We start from the raw sequence: 23,280 nt of genomic DNA, 5'->3' as shown, positions 1-23,280 counted from the left end.
TACCACTCGGTCGGGATCAGAACAGCCGGGCGAACCGGGCCGCCGCCGGGGGTTCCACCTGACGGGCGACCCCGCCCACCGTCCAGGCGGTCACCTGCCCCGCCGGGCCGGGGGTGACCTCGCCGATGACGGTGGCCTGGCCGCCGCCGGGTTCGGCGCGCATGGCCGCGAGCACCCGCTCGGCCGCGGCCGGGCGCAGCAACGCGACCAGGCAGCCCGCGCAGGGCAGCTCCCATGGGTCGGCCTCGAAGACCTTGCCCGCCGCGATGACCTCCACCGGCACCGGCACCGCCGCCTCGAACAACTCGATGCCCACCCCCGCCGCGCCGGCCAGCCCGGTGAGCGCGCCGGCGAGTCCGCCGCGGGCGGGATCGCGCAGCGCGTGCACCCCGCCACCACCGGCCGCGGTCATCGCGGCGACCAGGCGGTGCAGGGGCAGGGTGTCGGAGCGGATGGAGACGGCCAGGCCCAGTTCGTCCCGGGCGTCCAGCATGGCCGCCCCGTGCAGGCCGATCGGCCCGGACAGCACCACGACGTCCCCGGGCAGCCCACGGCCCGCGGTGGGGGGCGCGTTGGTCAGGGTCACACCCAGGCCGGTCGCGGTGAGCTGCAACCCGTCCACCGCGCCCCTGGGCACGATCTTGGTGTCGCCGGTGACCACCGGCACCCCGGCGGACCGCGCGGCCCTGGCCGCCGAGGCGGTCACCCGGTGCAGTTCCGGTTCGGGCAGGCCCTCCTCGACCACGTAGGCCAGGCCCAGTGCCACCGGTCCGGCCCCGCGCATGGCCAGGTTGTTGATCGTGCCGTGTACCGCGAGCGAACCCAGGTCGCCGCCGGGGAAGAACCGGGGCGCGGCCACGTAGGCGTCCACGCTCAGCGCCACCGGCCCTGCGGTCACCGGGAACACCGCGGCGTCCTGCGGTGGCTTCGGCAGGCCCAGTTCGGCGCGCACCGTCTCGTCCAGCAGCCGGGCCAGGGCGAGTCCGCCGTCCTGGTCGAGCATGATCCGGGGTGTGTCCGGCGGGTTCACGAGGGCCTCCACTCATCGGCAGGCGTACAGCGTGACCACCGCGTCCGGGCCGGATCAGTGCCGAAAGACCCTGGCCGCCAAGGACTCAGGCGCTGTGCCGGTGGCCGGAGAGCAGTTCGATGCCGATCCGCAGGTAGTGCGGGCGCGCCCCGGAGGTGTCCGCGCACTGGTCCAGTGCGGTGACCGCGGTGCCGGGCAACGGATCCCGCACTACCCGTACCCGGCCCAGCGCCACCACGCTCCAGCCCGCGCAGTGCGTGCCGGTGAAGTGGTCGGCCTCGAAGGCCACCACCGCACCCCGCACCGCCCTGGCCAGCCTGCCCTCCGGGGCGGTGCGCAGGATGATTCCGCCGTCGCACAGCACAAAACGCACCGGCAGGATCGCGGGCAGCGCCTGCTCGGTGAACACGATCCGGCCGATCCGCGCGATGCCCAGCAGGTGCAGGCATTCCCGCTCGGACAGCGCCCACAGCCTGCCGGCCTCGAACATCACACCTCGTCTCGCCGCGCGACCCCGCCAGCCAGCCTGCGGCGCGCCCCAGCCTGCCCAGCAGGGTCCAAGGTCCCGGCCGGACCGCCGAAAGACCCGGTGCGGCAAGGCATCCGGCCTCATTCGGCGGCCAGCCGGGCCGAGGCGACCACCGCCTGGCCGTAGCTGAGCCCGCCGTCGTTGACCGGCGCCAGCGACCCGACGCAGGCCTGGTAGCCGCCCTCGGCGAGCAGGTCCAGCAGGGTTTCGGTGAGCAGCCGGTTCTGGAACACCGAGCCGCTGAGGCAGATCCGCCACACCCCGGTGCGGCGGGCGGCCTTGGCCAGCATGGCCGCGCTCACCTCGGCCACCGTGCTGTGGAAGCGGGCGGCGACCTCGCCGCGCGGGCAATGCTGGGCCTGGGCCAGCACCGCGCGCAGCGTGGGCACCGGATCGACCACGTGCAGCTCCTCCCTGCGGACCAGCCGCCAGGGCAGCGCGGGAGCCCGGCCGTAGCGGGCGGCGGCGTGTTCCAGGTGCAGCATCGCCTCGCCGGGGTAGCCGTTCTCGTCCCGGATGCCGAGCAGGCTGGCCACCGCGTCGAACAGCCGGGCCACGCTGGAGGTCACCGGGCCCGGTCGTTCCCGCACCATCCGGCGCACCGCGGCCAGCCGCCCTGGCGGGAACCTGGAGAGGAAGTTCTTGGTCAGCGGCATGCTCGGGCGGGCCGAGCCGAGCGCCTCGCTGCCGGTGAGGTAACCCAGGGCCATCTGCGCGGGGTGGCGCACCGCGCTGGGCCCGCCGGGTAGTGGCGCGTGGCCGAAGCGGCCCAGCCGCCGGTAGCCGGTGTAGTCGCACAGCAGCAGTTCGCCGCCCCACAGCGTGCCATCGTCGCCGAGTCCGATCTCGTCGTAGGCCAGGCCGAGGAACGGCGCGCGGACCCGGTGCTCGGCGGCGGTCGCGGCCAGATGCGCGTGGTGATGCTGCACCGCGATCCGGCGAGCCGATGGCCGCCGCAGGGCGTGCAGGGTGGAGGGGTGCCGGGGGTGCAGATCGTGCGCGAACACCTTGGGCGCCACGCCGAACTGGTGGCAGAGCAGCTCGGCCGAACGGTGCAGCGCGGTGAACGGCGGCATCGCCTCCAGGGCCCCGTGATGCGGGCCGAGCACCGCTGATTCGCCCAGTCCCAGGCACACGGTGTGGTCGGTGCGCGAGCCGAGCGCGAGCACCGGTTCCGGCGCGAGATAGGGCAGTGGCAACGGTTCCGGGGTGTGCCCGCGGCCGCGCCGCAACAGCATCGGCCGCCGCCGCACCAGCCGCAGCACCGAATCGTCCTGTCCCAGCGCGATCGGCAGGTCGTGGCTGAGCACCCCGGCACACCGCGGCCCCAGCTCCCGCACCGCGATCTCCTCCTCGGTGATCGCGCCCTGCCCCTCCCGCCTGCCCGCGGTGAGCACCAGCGGCCGCCCCAACTCGGCCAATAACAGGTGCTGCAACGGACTTTGCGGCAGGGTCAGCCCGATCTCCGGCAGATCCGGCGCCACCGCCACGGCGAACCCGTCCTCGGCGCCCCGCCGCAGCAACACGGTCGGCCGGCGCGGCGAGTACAGCAGCAACGCGGCCTCCGGCGGCACGATCGCACTGCGCCGCGCCGCCGCCAGATCGGCCACCAGCACCGCGAACGGCTTGGCAGGCCGCCCTTTCGCCAGCCGCAACGCGCGCACCGGCTCCTCCCGGTCGGCCACACACAGCAGCTGGTACCCGGCCACGCCCTTGACCGCCACGATCCCGCCGCGCCGCAACGCGCGCACCGCGGTGGCCAGCGGATCTCCGGTTTCGGTGCCGTGCCAGGACAATCGCGGCCCGCAGTCCGGGCAGCCCAGCGAGGGACAGCGGCGCCTGCGGCTGTCCGGATCGGTGTACTCCCCGGCGCAGGCCGGGCACAGCACGAACCGCGCGGTGGTGGCGTGGTCGCGGTCGCCGGGCACGCGTTCGGCGATGGCGGCCCGTGGCCCGCAGTCCGCGCAGCTGATGAACGGGTAGCGGTGGCGCCGGTCGGCCGGGTCGAACAGTTCGCGCAGGCAGTCCCGGCAGGGCGCCAGGTCGGCCGGGATCGAGTGCCGGGGGTCGTTGTCATCGAGGTGAAAGGCCGCGGCGGTCATGGGCGGACAGGCTGACAGCAACCCGGGCCGCACAGCAGGGTCGAAGGTCCCGGGCCGAGGGTGATCGGGACCGCTGCCAGGTGGCCTCGCGCAGCACGGCCTCCCCCTGCCCCGAACCGAGACCACACGGAGAGAGCCCTTCGACCCTGTCCGGCACCTCCCAGCGACTCTGCCCACCCCGGTTCCGGCGCGGCAGGCTGGCTGGATTGTCCCGCTGGAAGGGGATCGCGATGTCCGGGCCTGCCGCACGGGTTGTCGTCGGGGTCGACGGCTCCGAGTCCGCACTCAACGCGGTGCTGTGGGCGGCCAGGGAATGCCTGCGCCAGGACGGGGTGCTGCGCCTGGTCTTCGCCTTCCACCTGCCCGACTGGGGTCTGCCGGAACTCGACGGCACAGTGGCCGAGGTGCGGGCCAGCCTGCGCAGACACGCCGCCGACTGCCTGGCCGAGGCCGCCGAGGTGGCCAGGACGGTGTCGGCGGAGGTGCCGGTGGAGCAGCGGGTGCGGGAGCAGGGCGCGGCGGCGGCGCTGATCGAGGAGTCCGGCCGGGCCCGGCTGCTGGTGGTGGGTTCGCGCGGACTGGGCGGGTTCGCCGGGTTGTTGCTGGGATCCACGGCGCTGGCGTTGAGCACGCACGCGCGCTCGCCGGTGGTGGTGGTCCGGGGATGCGTGCCGGAGCACGGGCGGGTGGTGGTCGGCGCGGACGGCTCGCTGCCCGGCGAACAGGCCATCGGCTTCGCCTTCGCCGCGGCCGCCCGCCGGGGTGCGCCGGTGGTGGCGGTGCTGGCCTGGGCGGACGCGGTGCTGGACCAGGATCCGATGCCCGCGGACTGGACCGGACTGGCCGAGGAACACCACGCCCTGCTGGGCCAGCGACTGGCGGACTGGACCGAGCGGTACCCGGAGGTGCGGGTGCAGCGCCTGGTCGTGCGGGACCGGCCGGTGCGGGCGTTGCTGCGGGCCGCCGCGGACGCGCAACTGCTGGTGGTCGGCGCCCGCGGACTGGGCGGGTTCGCCGGCCTGCTGCTCGGCTCCACCAGCCGATCACTGCTGCTGCACGCACCCTGCCCGACAGTGGTCCTCCGCCCCGCCGAGCCCGGCTGAGCGACTCAGTGCGCGGCCCGCAGCACCGCCTGCGGCGTGCCAGCGCCCAGCGCCATCGCCCGCGCCAGCAATGCCCTGGCCCGCCACACCATCCGCCCGGACCCGAGCAGTTCGGCCCGCACCCCACTGGTCTCCGCCGCCAGCAACACCGCCGCCACCGCCTCACCGGTGGCCAGCCGCGCCGCCCGCCGGTCCGGATTCACCGTGGTCAGCGCCAGCAGCGTGTCCAGCCCGACGTCGAGTTCGGTCAACGCGTGCAACGCCACCCCGTACCGGCCCGCGATCGCGATCAGCGTGCGCAGCAACGTCGGCGACATCGCCCGCGTACTCCCGTCCCTGGCGGTCAGCCGGGTCAGCGCGGCCGTGGCCAGCACCACCGCGTCGGTGGTCGGCTCCCGCTGGTCCAGGGCTTCGACGGTGGCCACCCGGTTGGGCGCCAACGGATCCGGGAACCGGGTGACCACGGTGCCCCAGCCCTGGGCGGCCAGGGAGATCTGCGCGTAGTGCAGACCCGCGCCGCAGCCGATCAGGTTGGTCTCGGCGTGCAGGTGCAGGGCGGAATCACTGACCCGCCACTGCCAGCGCCGCCGCCCCGGCGAGGGCGCGCTGTTGGCCAGTTCGACCGCGTTGAGCAGGGCGGAGGTACGCGGGAACTCGGTGCTCATCAAGCGCTCCGTGGCGGCCGGGAACGGGTGGCAATCCCCTCCACGCTGCCAGGGTCACGGGTGCCAGGACAGGGACGAAAGTCCTAGGTCTAGACCAGCTTTGTCTATTGTGGACGGTTTAGGGGGTGGGGCAGGGGCGGTCGGTGGGGGCGTTCAGGTTGGTGAGCACGGCGCGCTCGGGTTCGGTGAAGTCCCGGTTGTTGTGCGCACACAACGATTTCCGCCATACCTCCGGGTCTAGCCGGACCGACCGCGGTGCGGGTGCGCTGAGATCGATCAGCTCATTGCCGGTCAGCAGCCAGGGGTCGTTGATGTCGCCGAAGCTGGTAAAGGTGCCCATCAGCTTGGCCGTGCCCGCATCCCACAGTTCGGCGGTGCGGTTGGCCAGCCCGCCCACGGTGGTGATCACCTTGCCGCCGGGCGCCGCGGTGAGCAGCCTGGCCGCTGAGCCGACCGGGATCGGCCTGCCCCGTTCGCGCGGCGGATTCAGTTCCCAGGACCGGATCGTGTTGTCCGCGGTGAGCACCAGCGCCCCCGGCGGGTCGGTGGTGAAGCGGACCACATTGGGCTCGGCCCTGGTGCGGCCGAGGATGCTGATCCGTTTGCGCTGGTCCAGGTGCCACAGCTCGACGTCGCCACTGCGCTGGATCACCGCCACCTCGACCGGATTGCCCGGCTGAACCGCCAGCATCGCCGCGGACGAGGCGTGTTGCGGTTCGGCGTGGTGGGGCCGGGGCACGAAGGACTCGCCAACCTGCTTGCCCTCGGCCAGTCCCCAGCGGCTGAGCTGGCCCGCGTGCAGGACGACGACCTGCCCGTTCCCCAGGTCGCGCAGGCTGCTCTCCCACGGCAGGAGTCGCTTGCCGTCCGGGGGCTTGGGCAGTTCGATCCGGCGTTCCACCGCGAGCGTGGGCACCGAGTAGCTCACCAGCGTGTTGTCCTCGATGGTCAGCAGCCGCTTGCTGTCGGCGGTGAACTCGACCGAGTTGCCCTGGATGGCATAGTCACGCCCAGCCGAGCCCGCGGTGCTGCTGAGGATGGTCCCGGTCCGGGCGTGCAGGATGATCCGACCAGACAGGTCGTAGGTGGCGGCGAATTCCCCGTCGTGGCTGCGGACGGTGTTCTTAGTGGGCACGGCGGGTGCCGGAGCAAGGCCGGTTTGCCGGTGCAGCAGGTTCCGGGCGCCGAACAGCACGGTGGGGCGGCCGTCCGGACCGGGGAAGATCGCGACCCTGGCCAGGACGTCGTTCAACTCGTCGCCGTCGTTGCTCAGCTTCAGCACCGGGATGGCGAGCTGGTGGTAGGCGCCGGTGCGCAGGTTGGCGACCCCGAGCACCTGATGCGAGTTGCCCGTGTTGGCCGAACCGGGGAACAGCGCGTAGTTCGTGGTGCTGTCCACTTCGAGGGTGAGACCGAAGCACTGGGGCACCGGGAACTCGCCGCGCAGCGCGCCGGTGGCGATCTCACGCACCCGCAGTTTCGTGTCGCCCGCGCACCCGATCAGCGCGGCGCCGTTCTCCGCCACCAGGCCTGGCTGCGTGCCCGTGGGCAGCACCTGGCCGGTGTTCAGGTCGTGGCTGGTCGCGCCGTTGCCCTCGTACACCATCGTGTCCGGCGTTGTCCCCAGGTAGGCCACAAATCCGGTCGGCTTGAGCGCATCGGGCAGCGATACCTGCCTGCGCTGCGGCAGGTCCCAAAGCTCCAAGAACGCCGGTCGCCCGGTCCGGCTGATCAGCAGTCGGTTCTCGTCAGCGGAGAAGCTGAGTGAGCGCACCCCCACGCCGGGTGGCTCCGGCAGTTTCGACCGCAGCACGACCACGTCCGGATTGTCCCGCCGCCACAACAGAACCGTGCCGTCCACGCTGGTGTAGGCGAGGGCCTTACCGGAGTTGCTGAGCTGGAAGACCCCGTCGGTCTCCGGGCGATCCAGTGCCCGGACCTGGACCGGGTGGTCGCCGTTGAGCCCCGTCCACCACGAGGGCTGGCCCTCCTCGTTGACCAGCACCGTGGTGCCCCCGTCGGTGCTGCTCAGCACCTGGCGCAACTTGCCTGGCCACAGCCCCTGGAAAAGCTTGTCCACCTCCTGGTACCGCACATACTGCTTGAACAGCGCGCCCCACGCCTCAGTGGTCGGCGCGATGTGCCAGGCAGTCTGGGCAAGTTGCAGTGCGGAGCGTGGATCGCTGCTCTGCAACGCGTCCGACTCGGCGGCCAGCGCCCGGGACTGGGCTGTCCGCAACTGTTCCTGGCTCTCCCAGTTCGCCCGGAGGGCCAGCACCGCCAGCCCACTGGCCACCAGCGCCAGTGCGGTGATCACACTGACCGCCGCTTGCCGGAGCCGCCGTCTCCGTCGTGCCCGGATCCGGCTCGCCCCAACGTACTCGCGTTCCTCCGCGGTCAGTTTCGGTTGCCACTGCTCGGCTCTGGCCAACGCCAGCCCGCGCAGCAACCCGTCCTCCTCCCGGCCATCCAGCTGCCACCGCCGCAGACTGTCCCGCAGTTGTTGCCGCCAGGACAGGAACTCCCGCTCCTCCGCCAGCCACCCCGCCAGTCGCGGCCACCGGTGCAACAGCGCCTGATGCGCCAGTTCGACGATCCTGGCCTGGCCGTCCACCACGACCAACCGGCCAGTGGAAAGCCTGCCCAGCACCGGAAGCAGCTCATCGTCCACATCGGACAGTGGCATCTGGCGGCGCTGGAACCCGCTGTCGTCCGGGCGGGCCAATCCGGTCAGCAGCCGCCGGGCCGCCTGCTGTTCCTCAACACTGAGCCGCCCGTACAGCCCCTCGGCGTACCCGGCGAGCGCGCCCGCCACCCCGTCCAGCTCGCCGTAGGCCCTGCTGGTGAGTTGACCGGCCTCGCGCTGTTCCCACAACCGGGCCAGGGTGAATTCCACCAGCGGCAGCGTGCCCGGTTCGGTGCCCGCGTCGTGCAGGATCCTTTCCACCAGGCCGTTTTCGAAGCTCACGCCGTCCGCGCGGACCGCCTCGGCGAGCTGGGCGCGGGTCATCGGCGGCACGAACACCACGCCGTCGCGCACCGCGTCCGCGCTCTGGCTGGTGACCAGTTCGTCCAGGGTGCCCGAGCGCAGGGTCAGTACCAGCACCAGCGCGGGTGAGCCGTCCCGTTGCCGGGGCGCGGCACTGACCAGGGTGAACAGCACGGTGAACAGCGTGCGCGCTTCCTCCGGCGGGATCTCCTCGAACTGGTCGATCCCGATCAGCAGTCCGCCCGGCCCGGCCCGTTCCAGCAGCCAGGGCAATGCTTTCTCCGGCGAATCGAGCCGCTTCGCCAGCTCCTCCGCCTCCACCAGACCGGCGTCCGGCCCCAGCAGAGCGAGCGCGAGCGAGGTCAGCGGATCCCCGGCCAGTACCCGGAACAGCACCACATCCATCCCACGCCGCCGCACCCCGGGCACCACCCCGGCCCGCACCAGCGAGGACTTGCCGCTGCCCGAAGGCCCGGCCACCACCACAACCGGCTGCGCCGCAACAACATCCAACACCTGACCGGTCAGCTCCGACCGCCCCCGGAACCCGTCGGCATGCTCCTCGCCAAAGGGCTCCAGCCCTCGGTACGGGCACACCTCCGCCGGATCCGGCGCCGCGATCCCGGGATCCGCGGCCAGTAACGCCGTCACCGGCAGTACGTACGCGGTGGTGGTCCCGGCGCCGCGTTCGGCCGCGACCACCATGCCGACCACCCCATCGGCCGCGGGGGAGTACACCGGCGAGCCGCTGAAGCCCGGCCCGACCCGACGCCGCCCTGGCGCGGACTCGATCTGCACCCAGCCCGCCGCGGTGGCCGCGCGCAACTCCGCCGCCACCCACACCCCGTGCTCCAGCTCCGGCGGGAACCCGAACACCCGGACCTGCGCACCCCAGCGCACCGGCTCGCGGGACAACCGCGCGGGCACCGCACCCGGCGGCGCGGCGTCCAGTCGCAGCACCGCGATATCCGCCTCGGCCATGGCGGCGACCACTCGCGCGGACACGGTGGAATCGCCGTCCAGCAGCGGGAAATCCAGCGTGATCGAATCCTGTTCACCCAGGACGTGCGCGCAGGTCAGCGCCAGTTCGCTGGTGACCAGGAAACCGGTCCCGGTCACCGCCCCAGTGGCGTCCAGGATTCGCACGATCGACGGTGCGTTGTCCACCCCGGCCCCCTCCCCGTGTTGACATGCTAACGCTGCGTGACAACACGGGACAGCTCAGGTTGGTCGGCGGTCCTCCGGTCGCAGCACCGCGGTGCCCCGGTCCAGGTCGATGCCCAGTGGTGGTGGCGCGCCCTGCACCTGGTCCTCGCGCATCATCGACATGGACTGCCGGTGGTCCAGCTCATCCCGCTTGGTGCCGTAGAACATCGCGGTCAGCTCGTTGACATAGGTCGCGGTGATCGGCGTGCCACCGCGCCTGCGCCGCCGGTGCCGGATCAGCTCGTACACCCCCACCGCGACCATCAGCAGCACCCCGCCCGGGATGGTCCACAGCATCGCGCTCTCCACACCGGACCCAACGCCGGGCCGCGCGGCCGGGTTCCCGTCAGCGGTCCGGGTCGTGCAGGTCCAGGCAGTGGCTCAGCTGGGTGGCCGAGTGCAGCATAGCCAGGCCGCGCTCGGTGAGTTTGCGCTGCCAGTCCGTCAGCGCGCGGGCGAGCGTGTCGGTGCCGCCGGCGGTCCGGATCTGGTGCACCACGGTGGAAATCCGGTCCAGCGGGTAGCCGCCGCGACGCAGCAGGTGGGCCAGTTCGGCATCGCGGACATCACTTGCCTGGAAGATCCGGTAGCCGGTCATCGGGTCGCGCGCGGGGGTCAGGATGCCCGCGTCCTCCCAGTTGCGCAGGGTCGCCGGGGTGACCTGGAGCTGGTGCGCGAGTTCGCCGACGGTCCGCGGCTCGGGGTCGGGCGACTCGGCGGGGGCGGTCTCGGAGGTCAGGTGGTCCACCGCGGTCCGCACCGCGGCCAGGGTTTCCCGGTCGCGGAGCAGCTGGGCGTGCCCGCGGTCGATGATCTTGAGAACCTGGTCGATCTCGCCCCGGTTGACCGCGTTCATGAGCTGGCCCGCGGTGGCGTGCCCGTAGGCCGGGATCAGCGCGAGGAAAGCACGCAGCGCGGCCGCGTGCGCCTCGGTGTAGACCCGGTAGCCGCTGGCGGTGCGCTCGGCGGGCGGCAGGAAGCCGTCCCGCTCGTAGTTGCGCACCGCCTGGGTCGAGATGCCGTGCTCACGCGCGAGGTCATGTGGGCGCAGGGTTCTCATCGGTTTGAGACTTTATCTCGGTGAAGCGCGTTCAGCAGGGTGGAAGTCTCAACAGGGCTTTCAGCGATACGCTTGAACCCCATGAGCCAGGACATTCGAGACTTCGTCACCGCCGCCGCCGACCTGCTGGCCTTCGGTGAGCCGACGCACCTGGAACCGGCCTTCGGGCAGATCCGCAACGAACTCCTCGTCCAACTGGCCGCGCACGGCTTCCGGTCGATCGCGCTGGAGACCGACCGGGCGGCCGCGCTCGTCGTCGACGACTTCGTCCAGGGCGGCGCGGGCAGCCTGGACCAGGTGCTGACCGAGGGCTTCTCGCACGGCTTCGGCGAGCTGGCCGCCAACCGGGACCTCCTCGCCTGGTTGCGTGAGTACAACCAGGATCGCGCGCCCGCCGACCGGATCGCCTTCCACGGCTTCGACCTGCCGACCGAGACGATGACCGCGCCCAGCCCGCTGCGCTACCTCGAACAGGCCCGCGACTACCTGGGATTCGGCCTCGACCTGGCCAGCCTGGCCGGTCCGGACGAACAGTGGAGCCGCACCGAGGCGGTAATGGACGCGGCCGAATCCATCGGCGCCACCGCCCAGGCCGACCGGCTGCACGCCCTCGCCCAGGAACTGCACACCGCACTGCACACCTACGCCCCGGAACTGATCGCGGGAACCTCCCGCGCGCGGTGGCACCGGGCGAAGATCCAGCTCACCGCCGGACTCGGCCTGCTGAGCTACCACCGCCAGTGCGCCAAGCCGATGGAGCAGAGCGCCAGGGTCTCCGCCCTGCTGGACAACCGGAGCGCGCACATGGCGCAGAACCTGTTGCACATCCGCGAGATCGAGGCGGACCGAGGCCCCACCCTGGTCTTCTCCTCCAACGCGCACCTGCAACGCAACCGGGCCAGCTGGCGGCTGGGCGAGATGGACCTCAGCTGGGTGACCGCGGGCGCCATCGTCAGCTCGCTGCTGGGTGAGCGGTACCGCGTCATCGTGGGCAGTCTCGGCCGCAGCGCCGCGCTCGGGCTGGGCGAACCCGAACCGGAGAGCTACGAGGGGCAGCTGCAACGCCAGTTCGCCGACTGGGGCCTGACCAAGATCAGCACGGTCGACCCGGCCCGCTGCCGCGCCGAAACGAACCCGCGGCAGGGCTACTTCCCGCTCGACCAGCCCACCCTGGACGGGGCGGACCTGGTCCTGCACATCAACGCCGGCGACCCGACCGCCCCACGCGCCACCCGCAGCTAGCCAGCTCCGCACGTCACCGGCGTGTTGGCCGTTGTCGTACGCAGTCTTGGCCGAACTGGTACGACTTGGGCCAACTGGTACGCCCACTTGGGCCAACTCGGCGTACCAGTTGGGCCAACTCGGCGTCCAGAACGGCCAACACGATGGCGGGGCCGCTTGCTTAGAGCGGCAGGTCCCGGAGCTGGGCGCGGCTGACGATGCCCAGCTTCGGGAACAGCCGGTACAGGTGCGAGCCGACCGTGCGCGGGCTCAGGAACAGGCGCTCGCCGATCTCCCGGTTGCTCAGCCCGCGGGCGGCCAGCCGCGCCACCGCCAGTTCTTGCGGGCTCAGCACCTCGCCCGCGGTGCCCCGGGCCGGGCTGCCCGCACCCGCCGCGCGCAACTCCGCGGCGGCCTGCTCGGCCCATGGGCGGGCGCCGAGGCGGGTGAAGGCGTCCACGGCGGTGCTCAGCGGTGGCCGGGCCCGCACCGGCTGACCGTCCCGGCGCAACCGGGCGCCCAGCTGGAGCGCGGCCCTGGCCAGCTCGAACGGTCGGTCCGCGGACTCGGCCATGGCCAGTGCCAGCTCATGGTCGGCGATCTCGCCGGTGGCCAGCGCGCGCACTCGCCGCACGGTCGCGCGCACCCACGCCACCCGGCTCAGCTCCGCGCCCACTCCCGTTGGCTCCGCCTCCGGTTCGCCGACCAGGCTGTTGAGCAGTTCCGCGCGATCCAGCCGGTTCGCCGCCTCGGCCAGGTCCGGCAGCGCGGACAGCGCGATCAGCCGGTGTGCCCGCGGCCCGTCCGGGGTGACCACCTCGATGAGCCGGTCCAGCGCCGTCGCCGGATCGCCCTCGGCCAGCGCCAGCAACCCCAGCGCGTGCGTGGCCACCGCCGCCGCGGCCCGCTGCCGCATCGGCACCGCCAGGGCCAGCGCGCGGTCGGCGTGCTCGCGGCAGGCCGCGGCCTGGCCCCTGGCGGCGGCGTAGCGGGCGAGCAGCGCGTGCAGGTTGGCCTGCTGGCCGCGCTGCCCGGTCTCGTGGGTCAGGCGCAGGCCTTCCTCGGCGGCGGCCACGCCCGCGTCCCAGTCCCCGGCCCGATAGGCCAGGTCGGCCTGCCAGAACAGCAGTTCCACCAGGGAGGCCGCCGAGCCGACCGCCCGGAGCTGGGTGCGGGCCGCCTCGGCCACGGCCAGTGCCTGGCGGGGGTCCGGGCCGAGCCAGCCGATGGCCAGCACCCACATCCAGGCCCGGCCGCCCACTGCTGGCTGGGCCGGGGCCAGCTCGGCGAGCAGTCCCCACAGGTCGCACCCGGTGTGCGGGGCCTGGGCGAGCGCCTCGCCCGCCCGCCGCACCGCGGGTGGCACGTCCAGCCCGGCGATCCGGGCGGCGGCGTCGTGCGCGGCGAAGACGTCGTCGGCGTGGTAGGCGCAGTTGGCGGCCAGCACCAGGGTCCAGGCCGCTTCCAGGGGATCGGTGAGCAGGTCGGCGCAGCGCAGGAGCTGCCGCCAGGCCAGGTCCGGGTCGCCGCTGTAGGCCTCGACGGTCGCGGTGAGCCGGGCCAGCACCGCGACGGTCGCGGGCTCGGCCATGATCTCGGCGGTCAGCGCGCGGGCCAGTTCGGGCTGACCGGAGTCCAGTGCCACGAACGCGGCGGCCAGCAGCCGGTCCCGGCGGCCCTCGGCGGTGCTGCTCAGGCGAGCGGCGTGCCGCAGCACGGCGGTGACCGCGGCCTCCCCGCCCCGGCCGCGCACCGACTCCGCGATCCGCTCCAGCTCACCGGCCAGTTCCTCATCCGGTTCAGTGGCCGCGACCGCGCGGTGCCACACCGCGCGCTGCCGGTCACCGCGTGCCGCGGCCTGCTCGGCCAGCGCCCGGTGCGCGGCGGCCCGCGCGGGAAAGGTGGCCTGCGCGTAGGCGACCGAGCGCACCAGCGGATGCCGGAACCGCAGCTCCGGCCCGGTGAGATCGACCAGCCCAGCCACGCAGGCCGCGTCCAGCGCGTCGGCGGGCAGGCCGAGCCGGGGCAACGCGCCGAGCACCACGGCGGTGCGGCCGGAATCCTCGGCGGCGGCCAGCAGCAGCGCCGACCGGGACGGTTCGGGCAGGGCGTGCAGGCGGCGCCGGTAGGCGGCCCGGATGCGCGCGCCGACCGGCACCGTGCCGTGCAGCGCCAGTTCGCCGGCGACCTCGCCCGGACTGCCCAGCGCGGCCAGTTCGACCAGCGCCAGGGGGTTGCCACCGGTGTGCCCGAGCACCGCCGCCCGCGCCGGCGCCGGCGCCGGCCAGTCCAGCTCGGCCAGCAGCTCCGCGGCCGCGTCCGCGGACAGGCCGGACAGCGGCAGCTCCGCCAGATCGGCGATGTCCACAGTGGACTCATCCGGCGACCGGACGGCCAGCAGCAGGGCCAGGTTCTCGGTGCTGAGCCTGCGCGCGGCGAAGACCAGCGCGGTCGCCGAGGACCGGTCCAGCCAGTGCAGGTCGTCGACGAGCACCAGCAGCGGGCGGGCCGCGGCGAGCGCGCCGAGCAGATCGAGCACCGCGGTGCACACCAGCAGTTCCGAACCCGGCGGCCCGTCCTCCTGGCCCAGCGCGTGCCGCAGCGCGGTCGCGGCGGCGGGGGAGAGCGCGGCCGGCGGCAGTGCGACGGGGCGCAGGAGCTGGTGCAGGCCGCTGAAGGGTTGCCGCACCTCGGTTTCCACCCCGGCACAGCGCAGCACGGTGAAGTCCTCGGCGGCCGAGGCGGTGTCCCGCAGCAGGGTGCTCTTGCCGATACCGGCCTCCCCGCGCAGCACCAGCGCCCTGGCCCGGCCCTCGCGGGCGTCCTGGAGCAGTCCGGTGAGGGCCGCGCGTTCGGCCTGCCTGCCGTGGATCACTCAGCCGAGGTTAGGTCGTGTCCACGGAGCCGCGAGGGCCGCCTCGACGGCGTGGCTCGCCGGGCCCCGGGCGCGCAACCTTTGGTGGGGCGTGCTCGCCTCGCTGGGCTGCGTCGTGGGCGCGGTGGTGCTCGTGGCGCGGCCCGGGCCGGGTGGTTGCCGGGCCTCCTCGTGCATCAAATGAATTTCAAGCGCAGTGTCGGCAGTGCCGAATGGGTGCCTCGCCTCGGATTTGGCGATCGGCGTTTCCGGGCAGGCCCGCCCATTCCTGGCAGTGTCTATTTCTATTCCCGTCGGCACTCTAGGTACCCTGTTTGATTGCGCAAGTTCACCTCATTGGAGGATCTCGTACGAGTGGCTGAGCGTCGGGCCGATGGACATGCCAGTCCTCTTCGGTGAAGACTTCTCGTTGGTCGCGCGGTGCAAAAACATGGTAGTCCGGAGGTTGTGATGAGCATACGTATTTACAGACTTCTTGTGGCGCTGTTCTCGTTCATGTTGATAGCCTCGATCGGCGGCCCAGCGGGGGCGGCGGCAGTGAATCCAGGCCCGCTGGAAAAAGTATGTGATTCCAAGGTCGACGTCGACCCGGAAGCTGACTTCAAGAAGGTGTGGGTCAAGCAGTGCCTGGAGACCGACGGTCACTACATGGAAGTCTCGGCGGAAGTCCAATGTAAATACGACAGAGACGACTGGACGACGTGCGGCAAGGGTAAAGTAACAATTTATACCCTGGAGAAGTCTGGAGTGGAGACTCGGAAGCAAGAGATTGATCAGGGATTTCCCTATCTTGGGCCAGGTGAATACAGGATCAGGAGTACTGTCGATGTCCGTGGGGAGGGTACCAGTTCGAGTGGCGCCTACTACGTTATCGAAGTGGCGTCCAAATGGGACGTCTCGTGGTCTCTCGTCGGTTCCAAGTCTCCGTTTGTTGATGTCCAGATCGGTGACGCACATCCGGATAACTGGGAGCGTGATGGAATTCAATTCTCGCTGACCAATGGATATGGCACTGCAAAACATGTCGGCCTCGAAATTCCGGAATCTGCAGGTTTCAAGTTCGTCGCGAAGGACGATCGTTGCGCCATGAATGAAGCAGATTTCATGTTCCGGTGCGATGGTGGGATGCTTGAGCCTGGGAAGTCGGTCAGTGTAACGGTGGGACTTGAGTTCAAAGATGGTTTCCTCCCTGGTTACGGGAGTATTGGGGACGAAGGCTGCGAAGGTTCCCCATTCTCGTTCGGGTCTTCGCTGATCGATGATGAATCGAAACACGCTCAAGATACAGACGGGTTTCAGCCTTACTGCTTGATTGGTGATGCTTAAGCATGTCGCACTCCTGGGTTTCTTCGCCTTCTGCCGAGAATTCTTCAATCAAGAATGTTGCCGACGTGTACGGCAAGGCCAAAGACCTGAGCACTTCAGGCGGTCTGGTAGTGCTTTTTAGGTAAGTGTGTCGTCGGGGCGTGGGACCGGTCCGAGTGGTTTCACGCCCCAATGACCTCCGACGAGCTTGTCCATGCCCGGCAACGGCCGGAGAACTTCACAGCGGAAGTATTCACCCCCCTTGCCCCGATCCGACCAGCGGGCCAACGGCGAAACCTGTTTGCGTGGGTTGCTGCTGCACGGACGCCTGGGGTGGACCATCAAGGGCTGCAACAGTTCGTGACCACCTCGGCCTGGGACGCCGACCCGGTGCGGGCGAGGCTGACCCAGCGGGCGGTGCAGGCCATCGATCCAGTGGTCTGGGCGGCCGATGGCAGCTGCTTCCCCAAAGACGGCACAAGTTCACCAGGCGTGGCCCGGCACGCGGTCGCCGCCGGCCGCCGGGCCGCACTCACCATCACCTGACGTGCAGGCAGCACAGGTCCACTGACCGCACAGTTTGTGTTCCTGCGGGTCCCGGCCCGCTGCGTCCCCCGCGAACCCGCCGACGGTGTTCTGCCGGAGCGATGGCTGATCGCGAATCACCCGAGAGCGAGGGCGACCCCCTCACCTGCTGGCTGTCCAGTGTTCCCGCCGCCACCAGCCTCGCCGACCTCACAAGATCCGCTGGCGGATCGAGCACGACTACCGCGAACTCAGGTGCAGTCGAATCGACTGAGGTCCGGGGGCAGTAATCCCGGCAGGGTTCCTGGTGCCGAGGCCGCGAGCACGCGGCCGGTCCGACTGGGGGGAAGTCACCGTGACCACGACTGTGCGCGCTCGCGCAACCCGGAAGCCGTGGTGGCGGCGTCCCTGGACCGTCCCGCTGCTCGCGGTCTCGGTGTTGTTCGTGCTGGTCTCGCTGCCGCCGTACCTGCAACCAGACCCCGCCCAGGCGCGCACGCCGTTGCGGCCCGGCGTGGACTGGCACTTCCCGCTGCTGGCCGTGCACGTGATCTTCGGCGCCATCGCGCTGCTGACCGTGTGCTTCCAGATCTGGCCCGCGATGCGTGCCTGGTCCCTGCCGGTGCACCGCTGGCTGGGGCGGGTCTACGTCTTCGGCGGCGTGCTGCCCGCGGGACTGACCGCGCTGGTGGTGGGGGCGCTCAGCGAACGCGGCCCGCTGACCATGGCGGGCAACCTGCTCGGCGGGATCGCCTGGCTGGCCACGACCGCGACCGCCTACCTGGCCGCGCGGCGGCGGCGGTTCCGGGTGCACCGGCGCTGGATGATCCGCAGCTTCGCGCTGACCGTCTCGATCATGCTGGACCGGGTGCTCGCCGTGCCGCTGTTGCATGTGCTGGAACCCAGGACGGCGCACGCCATCACCACCTGGGCGAGTTTCCTGACCTGCGTGCTTGTCGCCGAGTGGTGGCTGCGCCGGAGCGGGCATACTCCTCCGCGATGAAGCGGGTGACGATTCACGACGTGGCGCGGTCGGCCGGGGTGTCCCGGCAGACCGTGTCCCGCGCGCTCAACGACAAGGGCGAGATCGACGGCGGCACCAAACAACGCGTCCTGGACGCCGCCCGCACCCTCGGCTACCGGCCCAGCCGGTTCGCCCGCGGGCTGGTGCGGCAGGACACCGTCACCATCGGCCTGGTCATCCCCGACCTGCGCAACCCCTTCTTCACCGAGATCGCCGCCAGCGCCCTGGAAGCGGCCAGGGCCAGGGACTGGCACGTGGTCGTACACGACACCGCGGACAGCCCGGAGCAGGAGATCGGCACCCTGCGGGTGATCGGCTCCCAGGTGGACGCCGTGGTCGGCTACTTCAGCCAGCCCGAGGAGGAGATCGAACGGCACGTCGCCGGACTGCCGGTGGTCTTCCTCGGCCGCGAGCACCACAACCCCCGGTTCAGCTCCATCCGCATCGACGGCGAAGCCGGCATCGCCGCCGCGGTGGAGCACCTGGTCGCGGCCGGGCACACCCGGATCGGCATGCTCGACCACAACCGCCGCCACGAGCCCAGCATCCGGCAACGCTGGTTCCGCGCTGCCGCCACCAGCGCCGGACTGGTCCTGGACCCTGGCTGGATCCTCGGCGCCAACCAGTCCGTCGACGGGGGAGCGCTGGCCTTCGAGGCCCTCCACGCCGCCCACCCGGAGATCACCGCGCTGCTCACCTTCAACGACATCATCGCCATCGGCGCCCTGCGCCGGGCCCGCCAGCTCGGCCTGCGCATCCCGGCCGACCTGGCGCTGATCGGCTTCGACGGCCTGGAACTCGGCGCGCTGATCGAACCGCCGCTGACCAGCGTGGCCATCGACACCACCCGCCTGGGCGCCCTCGCCATCGAAGACGTGGCCCGGCTGCTCGCCGGTGATCGCGCCGCCGCCCCCGAAGACCTGGTCGTCCGGGGTGAGCTGCGGCTGCGCGGCTCGGCCTGACCTGCGACGCTGCTTGACAGCCCGGAGTGGCCGAGCCACACTTCCGCGCAGTCCGTGAACGTTCACGTGAACGTTCACGGCCCGGCTCGAAGGGTCCTCGATGACGCTGACCGGAAGTCGATCGGTGCAAGCCCGATCCAGCAAGGTGGGGATTGCCGATCCTTGCTTGTCCGGTCCGTGTAGCGGGCTGTCATGCCGGGCGGCGCTGGTTCTCGACGCACCTGTCCGGACACCGCGACCCAGGGCCGGTATTCGACGAGGAGGTATACGTGGTCGTCTTCCCCGTTGCGCTCGTTGAGGTGGGCTCCGAAGTTGGAGCACGCCTTCGTGAACACCTCGCAGTGGAAGTCATGGTGTTCTCCGGCGAGTACGCCACGTCGATTCCCATAGTCGTGCTTCTGGGGTCTGGGCGAACGCGATATTCTGATCGCCGTGCTGGTCAGGTACCGCTACCGGATCCAACCGTCCGAGGTTCAACGCGGAATGCTGGCGCGCACATTCGGGTGTGCGAGGGTGGTGTTCAACGACGCGATCCGCTACCGGGACGAGGCATACCGGGCGGGCGAGAAGCTGTCGCCGACGGAGCTGCAGCGACGGGTGATCACCGAAGCCAAGCACCGCGACGACCGGATGTGGTTGTCCGAGGTGGCCAGTGTGGCGTTGGTGCAGTCGGTTCGGGACGCTGGGCGGGCGTTCTCGAACTTCTTCGACTCGATGCAAGGCAGACGCAGGGGCCGGCGGGTCGGCCACCCGAGGTTCAAGTCCCGCAAGGACAACCGGCAGTCGTTCCGGCTCACCCGGAACGGATTCAGTCTGCGCCCCAACGGGAGGCTGTACCTGGCCAAGGTGGGGGAGGTGCGCCTGCGCTGGTCCCGCGAACTGCCGTCCGAACCCAGTTCCGTCACGATCATCCGGGAACCGGACGGGCACTACTACGCCTCGTTCGTGGTCGAGGTCGCACCGACGCCACTGCAACCGGTGGAGCGGGAAGCCGGACTCGATCTCGGGATCACGCGACTGGTGACGGTGGCGGACACCACTGGCAGGCGGGTGGATGTGCCGAATCCGAGATTCCTCGCCCGGAAGCAACGCAAGCTCGCCCGTTTGCAACGAGAAAAGGCACGACGTGCCAGGGGCGGTGCGAACCGGGAGAAGGCGCGCCGCAAGGTCGCGGTGCAACACGGCAAGGTGGCCCGTGCCCGGCGGGACTATCACCACAAGCATGCCCTCACGCTGGTCCGCGACAACCAAGCGGTCCATCTCGAGAATTTGAATATTGCCGGCATGGTGAGAAATCGGCGGCTCGCCAAGGCTATTCACGATGCCGGGTGGGCACAGTTCGTGCGGCTGATCGAGGAAAAGGCCGAGCGGTATGGCCGCACGGTGCACAAGGTGTCCCGGTGGCCGCCCAGCTCGAAGGCGTGCTCGGCGTGTGGGCATGTCATGGGCGAGATGCCGCTGAAAATCCGATCCTGGGTGTGTCCGGACTGTGGCACTTCGCACGATCGGGACCACAACGCAGCACTGAACATCCTCGCCGCAGGGCGTGCGGAGAGGCGAAACGCTTGTGGAGTCCGGGTAAGCCCTCCTCCCGGGGAGGCGCAGGACGATGAAGCAGGAAGCACACCAGACGCGGCTTAGCCGCGCGGGAATCCCCGCTCTTCATGGCGGGGGGCACGTCAATCGGAGAAGTTTCCTGGCCGCCGCGCTCGCTCTGGGCGCCACGGCCTGCGCCAGCCCGACCACGGCCAGTCCGGGCAGGCTGACCGTGCTCTACACCAAGAACGGCCTGGCCGACGGGGTGCTCGCGGACGCCGTGCGGCACTTCGGCGCGGACACGCTCAACCTCTCGCCAACCACCGACCTGCGGCAACGCCTGTTCGCCACGCTGTCCGGGCAGGCATACCTGCCCGACATCACCATGGTCGGCGACGACATCGCCCTGTACTTCCAGGACGCCGACCAGTTCGCCGACCTGCGCACCGTGGGCGCGCGGGCGGTGGAGCCGGAGTACCTGGGCTGGAAGTGGCAGTCCGGGGCCACCGCGAGCGGGCAGCAGCTCGGCTTCCCGATCGACATCGGCCCGGCCGCGCTCTACTACCGCCAGGACGTCTTCGCCGAGGCGGGCATGCCCAGCGAACCGGACGAGGTGGCCGCCGCGGTGTCCACCTGGGAGGACTACTTCGACTTCGCCGAACGCGTGCAACGCAAGCTCCCTGGCCGGTACCTGATCACCGACACCAAGATGGTCTTCACCTACGTGCTGGCCCAGCTGCCGCAGAAGTACTTCGACAAGCAGGGCCGCTTCGTCGGTGACCAGCCGCACGTGCGCCAGGCCTGGGACCGGGCGCTGACCGCGTTCCGGCGCGGCCTGACCGCCGGGTACTCCGGCTCGCAGGACCCCGGCAAGTCGGTGGACCGGCACGCCGCCTGGACCGGCGGCAAGGAGGTCAGCTTCGTCAACGCCTCCTGGGTGACCAGCGACCTGAAGAAGTCCGCGCCGGACACCGCGGGCAAGTGGCGGGTCTGCCGCAGTCCCGGCGGCGCGGGCAACCAGGGCGGCTCCTACCTGTGCATCACCCGGCAGTGCCCGCGCCCGGAGCAGGCCTTCGAGGTGGTGCGCTGGCTGATGTCGCCGGAGAACCAGGTGCGCGCCTACCTGGAGGCCGGGCTGTTCCCGTCCAGCCTGGCCGCCTACTCCGATCCGCGGCTGCTGGAACCGGAACCGTTCTTCGGCGGCCAGGCCACCATGAGCGTGTTCGGCAAGGCCGCCACCGAGGTCCGGCCCGCCTACTTCAGCGCCTACGACATCCAGCTCAGCGATATCTACACCGACGAGCTGACCAACGTCGAACTCGGCGGCAAGGACCCGGAACGGGCCTGGGACGACGCGCAGTCCACAGTGGACACCCTGCTGCGCAGGAAGGGGGCGCTCTGATGCCGGCCGCCACGCTGAGCAGGGGCCGCCGCGCGCGCCGCTACCTGCCCTACTACCTGGCCATCTCGCCGTTCTTCATCCTCTTCGCGGTTTTCGGCGCCTACCCGGTGCTCTACTCCTTCTACCTCGCGCTGCAACGCTGGAACGGCGTCGGCCCGATGGAGTGGGTCGGGCTGGACAACTTCGCCTTCCTGTTCACCGACCCCATCTTCTGGCACTCCATCTACAACACCCTGCTGATCTGGGCGATGTCCACGGTGCCGATGACCGCGCTGGCCCTGCTGGTCGCGCTCGGACTGAACTCCTCGATCCGCCTGCGCGGCATGTTCCAGGTGGCCTACTTCCTGCCGAATGTCACCTCGGTGGTGGCCATGTCGCTGGTGTTCGGCTCGATCTTCAGCAACGAGTTCGGCATCCTCAACTGGCTGCTCGGACTGCTCGGCGTCGGCCAGGTGGAATGGCTGACCAGCCCGTGGGGCATCCGGGTGGCCATCTCGCTGATGATCATCTGGCGCTGGACCGGGTACAACGCCATCATCTTCCTGGCCGGGCTGCAGGCCATCCCGAACGATGTGCTCGAAGCGGCCACAGTGGACGGTGCAGGCCGGTTGCGCACCTTCTTCTCGGTGACGCTTCCGTTGCTGCGCCCGGTGTTGCTGTTCTCGGTGGTGATGTCGGCCATCGGCGGCATGCAGGTCTTCACCGAGTCCCAGGTGCTGCTCGGTGATCGCGGCGGCACCGAGGGCGCGGGCATGACCATGGTGCTCTACCTGTACAACGAGGCGTTCGTGCACAGCGACTTCGGCTACGGCTCGGCCATCGCCTGGGGCGTGTTCCTGGTCGTGGTGATCTTCTCGATCATCAACTGGCGGCTGATCCAGCGCCCGGAGAGCGCCCCGGGAGGCATTCGATGACCCGCTCCGGCCGGATCCTGACCTACCTCGCACTCACCATCGGCGCGCTGGTCCTGGTCTTCCCGTACTACTGGCTGGCCGTGATGGCCTCCAACGACACCGGCGACATCTACTCCACCCCGCCCACGCTGACCTTCGGCGGCAAGCTGTTCGCCAACATCGGCGAGGTCTTCGCCCGGATCGACTTCTTCGGCTCGCTGCTGAACACGCTGATCGTGGCCATCGCGACCACGCTGCTGGTGCTGTTCTTCGACTCGCTGGCCGCCTTCACCTTCGCCAAGTACCAGTTCCCGGGCAGCTCTGTCCTGTTTGGACTCCTGCTGGCCACCTTCGTGGTGCCCACCCAGCTGGCGGCCATCCCGCAGTTCAGCATCATGGCCGGGATCGGCTGGGTCGGCGACCTCAAGGCGCTGATCATCCCGGCCGCGGCCAACGCCTTCGGTATTTTCTGGATGCGCCAGTACTGCCGCCAGGCCCTGCCGGATGAACTCCTGGAGGCCGCGCGGATGGACGGCGCCGGGTTCTTCCGGATCTACTGGACCATCGCACTGCCACTGCTGCGCCCGGCCCTGGCCTTCCTGGGCATCTTCACCTTCGTCAACGCCTGGAACGACTACCTGTGGCCGCTGGTGGTGCTCGTCGACGCAGGCAACGTCACCCTGCAGGTGGCGCTGTCCCAGCTCAAGGGCGTCTACGTGCAGGACTACAGCGTGGTCATGGCGGGCACCCTGGTGGCGATCGTGCCGCTGATCATCGTCTTCCTCTTCGGCGCCCGGCACTTCATCAAGAACATCGCCGCCGGCGCGCTCAAGGGCTGAGAAAAACACCTACC

The 23,280-nt window shown here is 70.7% G+C and carries 18 protein-coding genes and 1 pseudogene; 10 read left to right on the top strand and 9 right to left on the bottom strand.

Annotated features, from left to right (window positions below; translation table 11 throughout):
- Positions 1-16: 16 nt before the first annotated feature.
- The 3 genes from hypE to hypF all read right to left on the bottom strand — a co-directional run bounded on the left by hypE (position 17) and on the right by hypF (position 3,661).
- Positions 17-1,030: a hydrogenase expression/formation protein HypE gene (gene hypE, locus ACTOWY_RS16670; RefSeq protein ID WP_441310528.1), complete on the bottom strand. Its 1,014-nt coding sequence runs from the start codon at positions 1,028-1,030 to the stop codon at positions 17-19.
- An 85-nt stretch (positions 1,031-1,115) separates the two neighbouring features.
- Positions 1,116-1,520, bottom strand: a complete 405-nt coding sequence (locus tag ACTOWY_RS16665) for a pyridoxamine 5'-phosphate oxidase family protein (protein WP_441310527.1) — start codon at positions 1,518-1,520, stop codon at positions 1,116-1,118.
- 119 nt (positions 1,521-1,639) lie between these two features.
- The gene (gene hypF, locus ACTOWY_RS16660) at positions 1,640-3,661 is read right to left on the bottom strand and encodes a carbamoyltransferase HypF (RefSeq protein WP_441310526.1); all 2,022 of its coding nucleotides are present in this window, start codon (positions 3,659-3,661) and stop codon (positions 1,640-1,642) included.
- A 230-nt stretch (positions 3,662-3,891) separates the two neighbouring features.
- Between hypF and ACTOWY_RS16655 the strand changes: the two genes are divergently transcribed.
- On the top strand, positions 3,892-4,764 hold the full coding sequence (locus tag ACTOWY_RS16655; protein WP_441310525.1) for a universal stress protein: 873 nt from the start codon (positions 3,892-3,894) through the stop codon (positions 4,762-4,764).
- A gap of 5 nt (positions 4,765-4,769) precedes the next feature.
- Here the strand turns inward: ACTOWY_RS16655 and ACTOWY_RS16650 are convergent, their stop codons facing one another.
- The 4 genes from ACTOWY_RS16650 to ACTOWY_RS16635 form a co-directional block, all read right to left on the bottom strand.
- On the bottom strand, positions 4,770-5,429 hold the full coding sequence (locus ACTOWY_RS16650; RefSeq protein ID WP_441310524.1) for a hypothetical protein: 660 nt from the start codon (positions 5,427-5,429) through the stop codon (positions 4,770-4,772).
- 118 nt (positions 5,430-5,547) lie between these two features.
- Positions 5,548-9,585: an nSTAND1 domain-containing NTPase gene (locus ACTOWY_RS16645; RefSeq protein WP_441310523.1), complete on the bottom strand. Its 4,038-nt coding sequence runs from the start codon at positions 9,583-9,585 to the stop codon at positions 5,548-5,550.
- Positions 9,586-9,639: 54 nt separating this feature from the next.
- Positions 9,640-9,921 carry a DUF6191 domain-containing protein gene (locus ACTOWY_RS16640; RefSeq protein ID WP_441310522.1) on the bottom strand — a complete coding sequence of 94 codons (282 nt, stop codon included), beginning with the start codon at positions 9,919-9,921 and terminating at the stop codon, positions 9,640-9,642.
- Between the two features lie 49 nt (positions 9,922-9,970).
- Positions 9,971-10,684 carry a TioE family transcriptional regulator gene (locus ACTOWY_RS16635; protein WP_441310521.1) on the bottom strand — a complete coding sequence of 238 codons (714 nt, stop codon included), beginning with the start codon at positions 10,682-10,684 and terminating at the stop codon, positions 9,971-9,973.
- An 81-nt stretch (positions 10,685-10,765) separates the two neighbouring features.
- Between ACTOWY_RS16635 and ACTOWY_RS16630 the strand changes: the two genes are divergently transcribed.
- On the top strand, positions 10,766-11,926 hold the full coding sequence (locus ACTOWY_RS16630) for an erythromycin esterase family protein (RefSeq protein ID WP_441310520.1): 1,161 nt from the start codon (positions 10,766-10,768) through the stop codon (positions 11,924-11,926).
- A gap of 160 nt (positions 11,927-12,086) precedes the next feature.
- Here ACTOWY_RS16630 and ACTOWY_RS16625 read toward each other — a convergent pair whose 3' ends face one another.
- On the bottom strand, positions 12,087-14,780 hold the full coding sequence (locus ACTOWY_RS16625; protein ID WP_441310519.1) for an AAA family ATPase: 2,694 nt from the start codon (positions 14,778-14,780) through the stop codon (positions 12,087-12,089).
- Positions 14,781-15,230: 450 nt separating this feature from the next.
- On the opposite strand from ACTOWY_RS16625, the gene ACTOWY_RS16620 reads away from it, so the two are divergent.
- The 4 genes and pseudogenes from ACTOWY_RS16620 to ACTOWY_RS16605 all read left to right on the top strand — a co-directional run bounded on the left by ACTOWY_RS16620 (position 15,231) and on the right by ACTOWY_RS16605 (position 18,596).
- Complete coding sequence (locus ACTOWY_RS16620) at positions 15,231-16,106, top strand: hypothetical protein (RefSeq protein ID WP_441310518.1); 876 nt, start codon at positions 15,231-15,233, stop codon at positions 16,104-16,106.
- 171 nt (positions 16,107-16,277) lie between these two features.
- Positions 16,278-16,586 (top strand): annotated as a pseudogene (locus tag ACTOWY_RS16615) (transposase); the annotation flags it as partial.
- 379 nt (positions 16,587-16,965) lie between these two features.
- The gene (locus ACTOWY_RS16610) at positions 16,966-17,613 is read left to right on the top strand and encodes a DUF2306 domain-containing protein (RefSeq protein WP_441310517.1); all 648 of its coding nucleotides are present in this window, start codon (positions 16,966-16,968) and stop codon (positions 17,611-17,613) included.
- Entirely contained in the window at positions 17,610-18,596 is a 987-nt protein-coding gene (locus tag ACTOWY_RS16605; protein WP_441310516.1) for a LacI family DNA-binding transcriptional regulator, read from the top strand. Before ACTOWY_RS16610 ends, ACTOWY_RS16605 begins: the two co-directional genes overlap by 4 nt.
- Before the next feature lie 74 nt (positions 18,597-18,670).
- Here ACTOWY_RS16605 and ACTOWY_RS16600 read toward each other — a convergent pair whose 3' ends face one another.
- Complete coding sequence (locus ACTOWY_RS16600) at positions 18,671-19,018, bottom strand: transposase (protein ID WP_441310731.1); 348 nt, start codon at positions 19,016-19,018, stop codon at positions 18,671-18,673.
- A gap of 10 nt (positions 19,019-19,028) precedes the next feature.
- Between ACTOWY_RS16600 and ACTOWY_RS16595 the strand changes: the two genes are divergently transcribed.
- Genes ACTOWY_RS16595 through ACTOWY_RS16580 form a run of 4 tightly spaced genes read left to right on the top strand, consistent with a single transcriptional unit; the run spans position 19,029 to position 23,266 of the window.
- Positions 19,029-20,237: an RNA-guided endonuclease InsQ/TnpB family protein gene (locus ACTOWY_RS16595; RefSeq protein ID WP_441310515.1), complete on the top strand. Its 1,209-nt coding sequence runs from the start codon at positions 19,029-19,031 to the stop codon at positions 20,235-20,237.
- Positions 20,206-21,534, top strand: a complete 1,329-nt coding sequence (locus ACTOWY_RS16590) for an ABC transporter substrate-binding protein (protein WP_441310514.1) — start codon at positions 20,206-20,208, stop codon at positions 21,532-21,534. Before ACTOWY_RS16595 ends, ACTOWY_RS16590 begins: the two co-directional genes overlap by 32 nt.
- The gene (locus ACTOWY_RS16585; protein ID WP_441310513.1) at positions 21,534-22,448 is read left to right on the top strand and encodes a carbohydrate ABC transporter permease; all 915 of its coding nucleotides are present in this window, start codon (positions 21,534-21,536) and stop codon (positions 22,446-22,448) included. The genes ACTOWY_RS16590 and ACTOWY_RS16585 overlap by 1 nt, the downstream gene beginning before the upstream one ends.
- Positions 22,445-23,266, top strand: coding sequence for a carbohydrate ABC transporter permease (locus ACTOWY_RS16580; RefSeq protein ID WP_441310512.1), 822 nt, complete (start codon positions 22,445-22,447; stop codon positions 23,264-23,266). The genes ACTOWY_RS16585 and ACTOWY_RS16580 overlap by 4 nt, the downstream gene beginning before the upstream one ends.
- Positions 23,267-23,280 lie beyond the last annotated feature (14 nt).

Origin of the sequence: Crossiella sp. CA198, from assembly GCF_052078295.1 — a bacterium.
GTDB lineage: Bacteria > Actinomycetota > Actinomycetes > Mycobacteriales > Pseudonocardiaceae > Crossiella.
Note: the sequence above shows the minus strand (reverse complement) of the source record. Positions and strands in the feature narration are given on the sequence as shown.

Excerpts from the sequence above, each read along its gene's own strand:
- ACTOWY_RS16580 (WP_441310512.1), top strand. The coding sequence starts at position 22,445 with ATGACCCGCTCCGGCCGGATCCTGACCTACCTCGCACTCACCATCGGC.
- ACTOWY_RS16620 (WP_441310518.1), top strand. The coding sequence starts at position 15,231 with ATGAGCATACGTATTTACAGACTTCTTGTGGCGCTGTTCTCGTTCATG.
- hypF (WP_441310526.1), bottom strand. The coding sequence starts at position 3,661 with ATGACCGCCGCGGCCTTTCACCTCGATGACAACGACCCCCGGCACTCG.
- ACTOWY_RS16585 (WP_441310513.1), top strand. The coding sequence starts at position 21,534 with ATGCCGGCCGCCACGCTGAGCAGGGGCCGCCGCGCGCGCCGCTACCTG.
- ACTOWY_RS16655 (WP_441310525.1), top strand. The coding sequence starts at position 3,892 with ATGTCCGGGCCTGCCGCACGGGTTGTCGTCGGGGTCGACGGCTCCGAG.
- ACTOWY_RS16590 (WP_441310514.1), top strand. The coding sequence starts at position 20,206 with ATGAAGCAGGAAGCACACCAGACGCGGCTTAGCCGCGCGGGAATCCCC.
- ACTOWY_RS16640 (WP_441310522.1), bottom strand. The coding sequence starts at position 9,921 with ATGCTGTGGACCATCCCGGGCGGGGTGCTGCTGATGGTCGCGGTGGGG.
- ACTOWY_RS16605 (WP_441310516.1), top strand. The coding sequence starts at position 17,610 with ATGAAGCGGGTGACGATTCACGACGTGGCGCGGTCGGCCGGGGTGTCC.
- ACTOWY_RS16650 (WP_441310524.1), bottom strand. The coding sequence starts at position 5,429 with ATGAGCACCGAGTTCCCGCGTACCTCCGCCCTGCTCAACGCGGTCGAA.
- ACTOWY_RS16635 (WP_441310521.1), bottom strand. The coding sequence starts at position 10,684 with ATGAGAACCCTGCGCCCACATGACCTCGCGCGTGAGCACGGCATCTCG.
- ACTOWY_RS16630 (WP_441310520.1), top strand. The coding sequence starts at position 10,766 with ATGAGCCAGGACATTCGAGACTTCGTCACCGCCGCCGCCGACCTGCTG.
- ACTOWY_RS16665 (WP_441310527.1), bottom strand. The coding sequence starts at position 1,520 with ATGTTCGAGGCCGGCAGGCTGTGGGCGCTGTCCGAGCGGGAATGCCTG.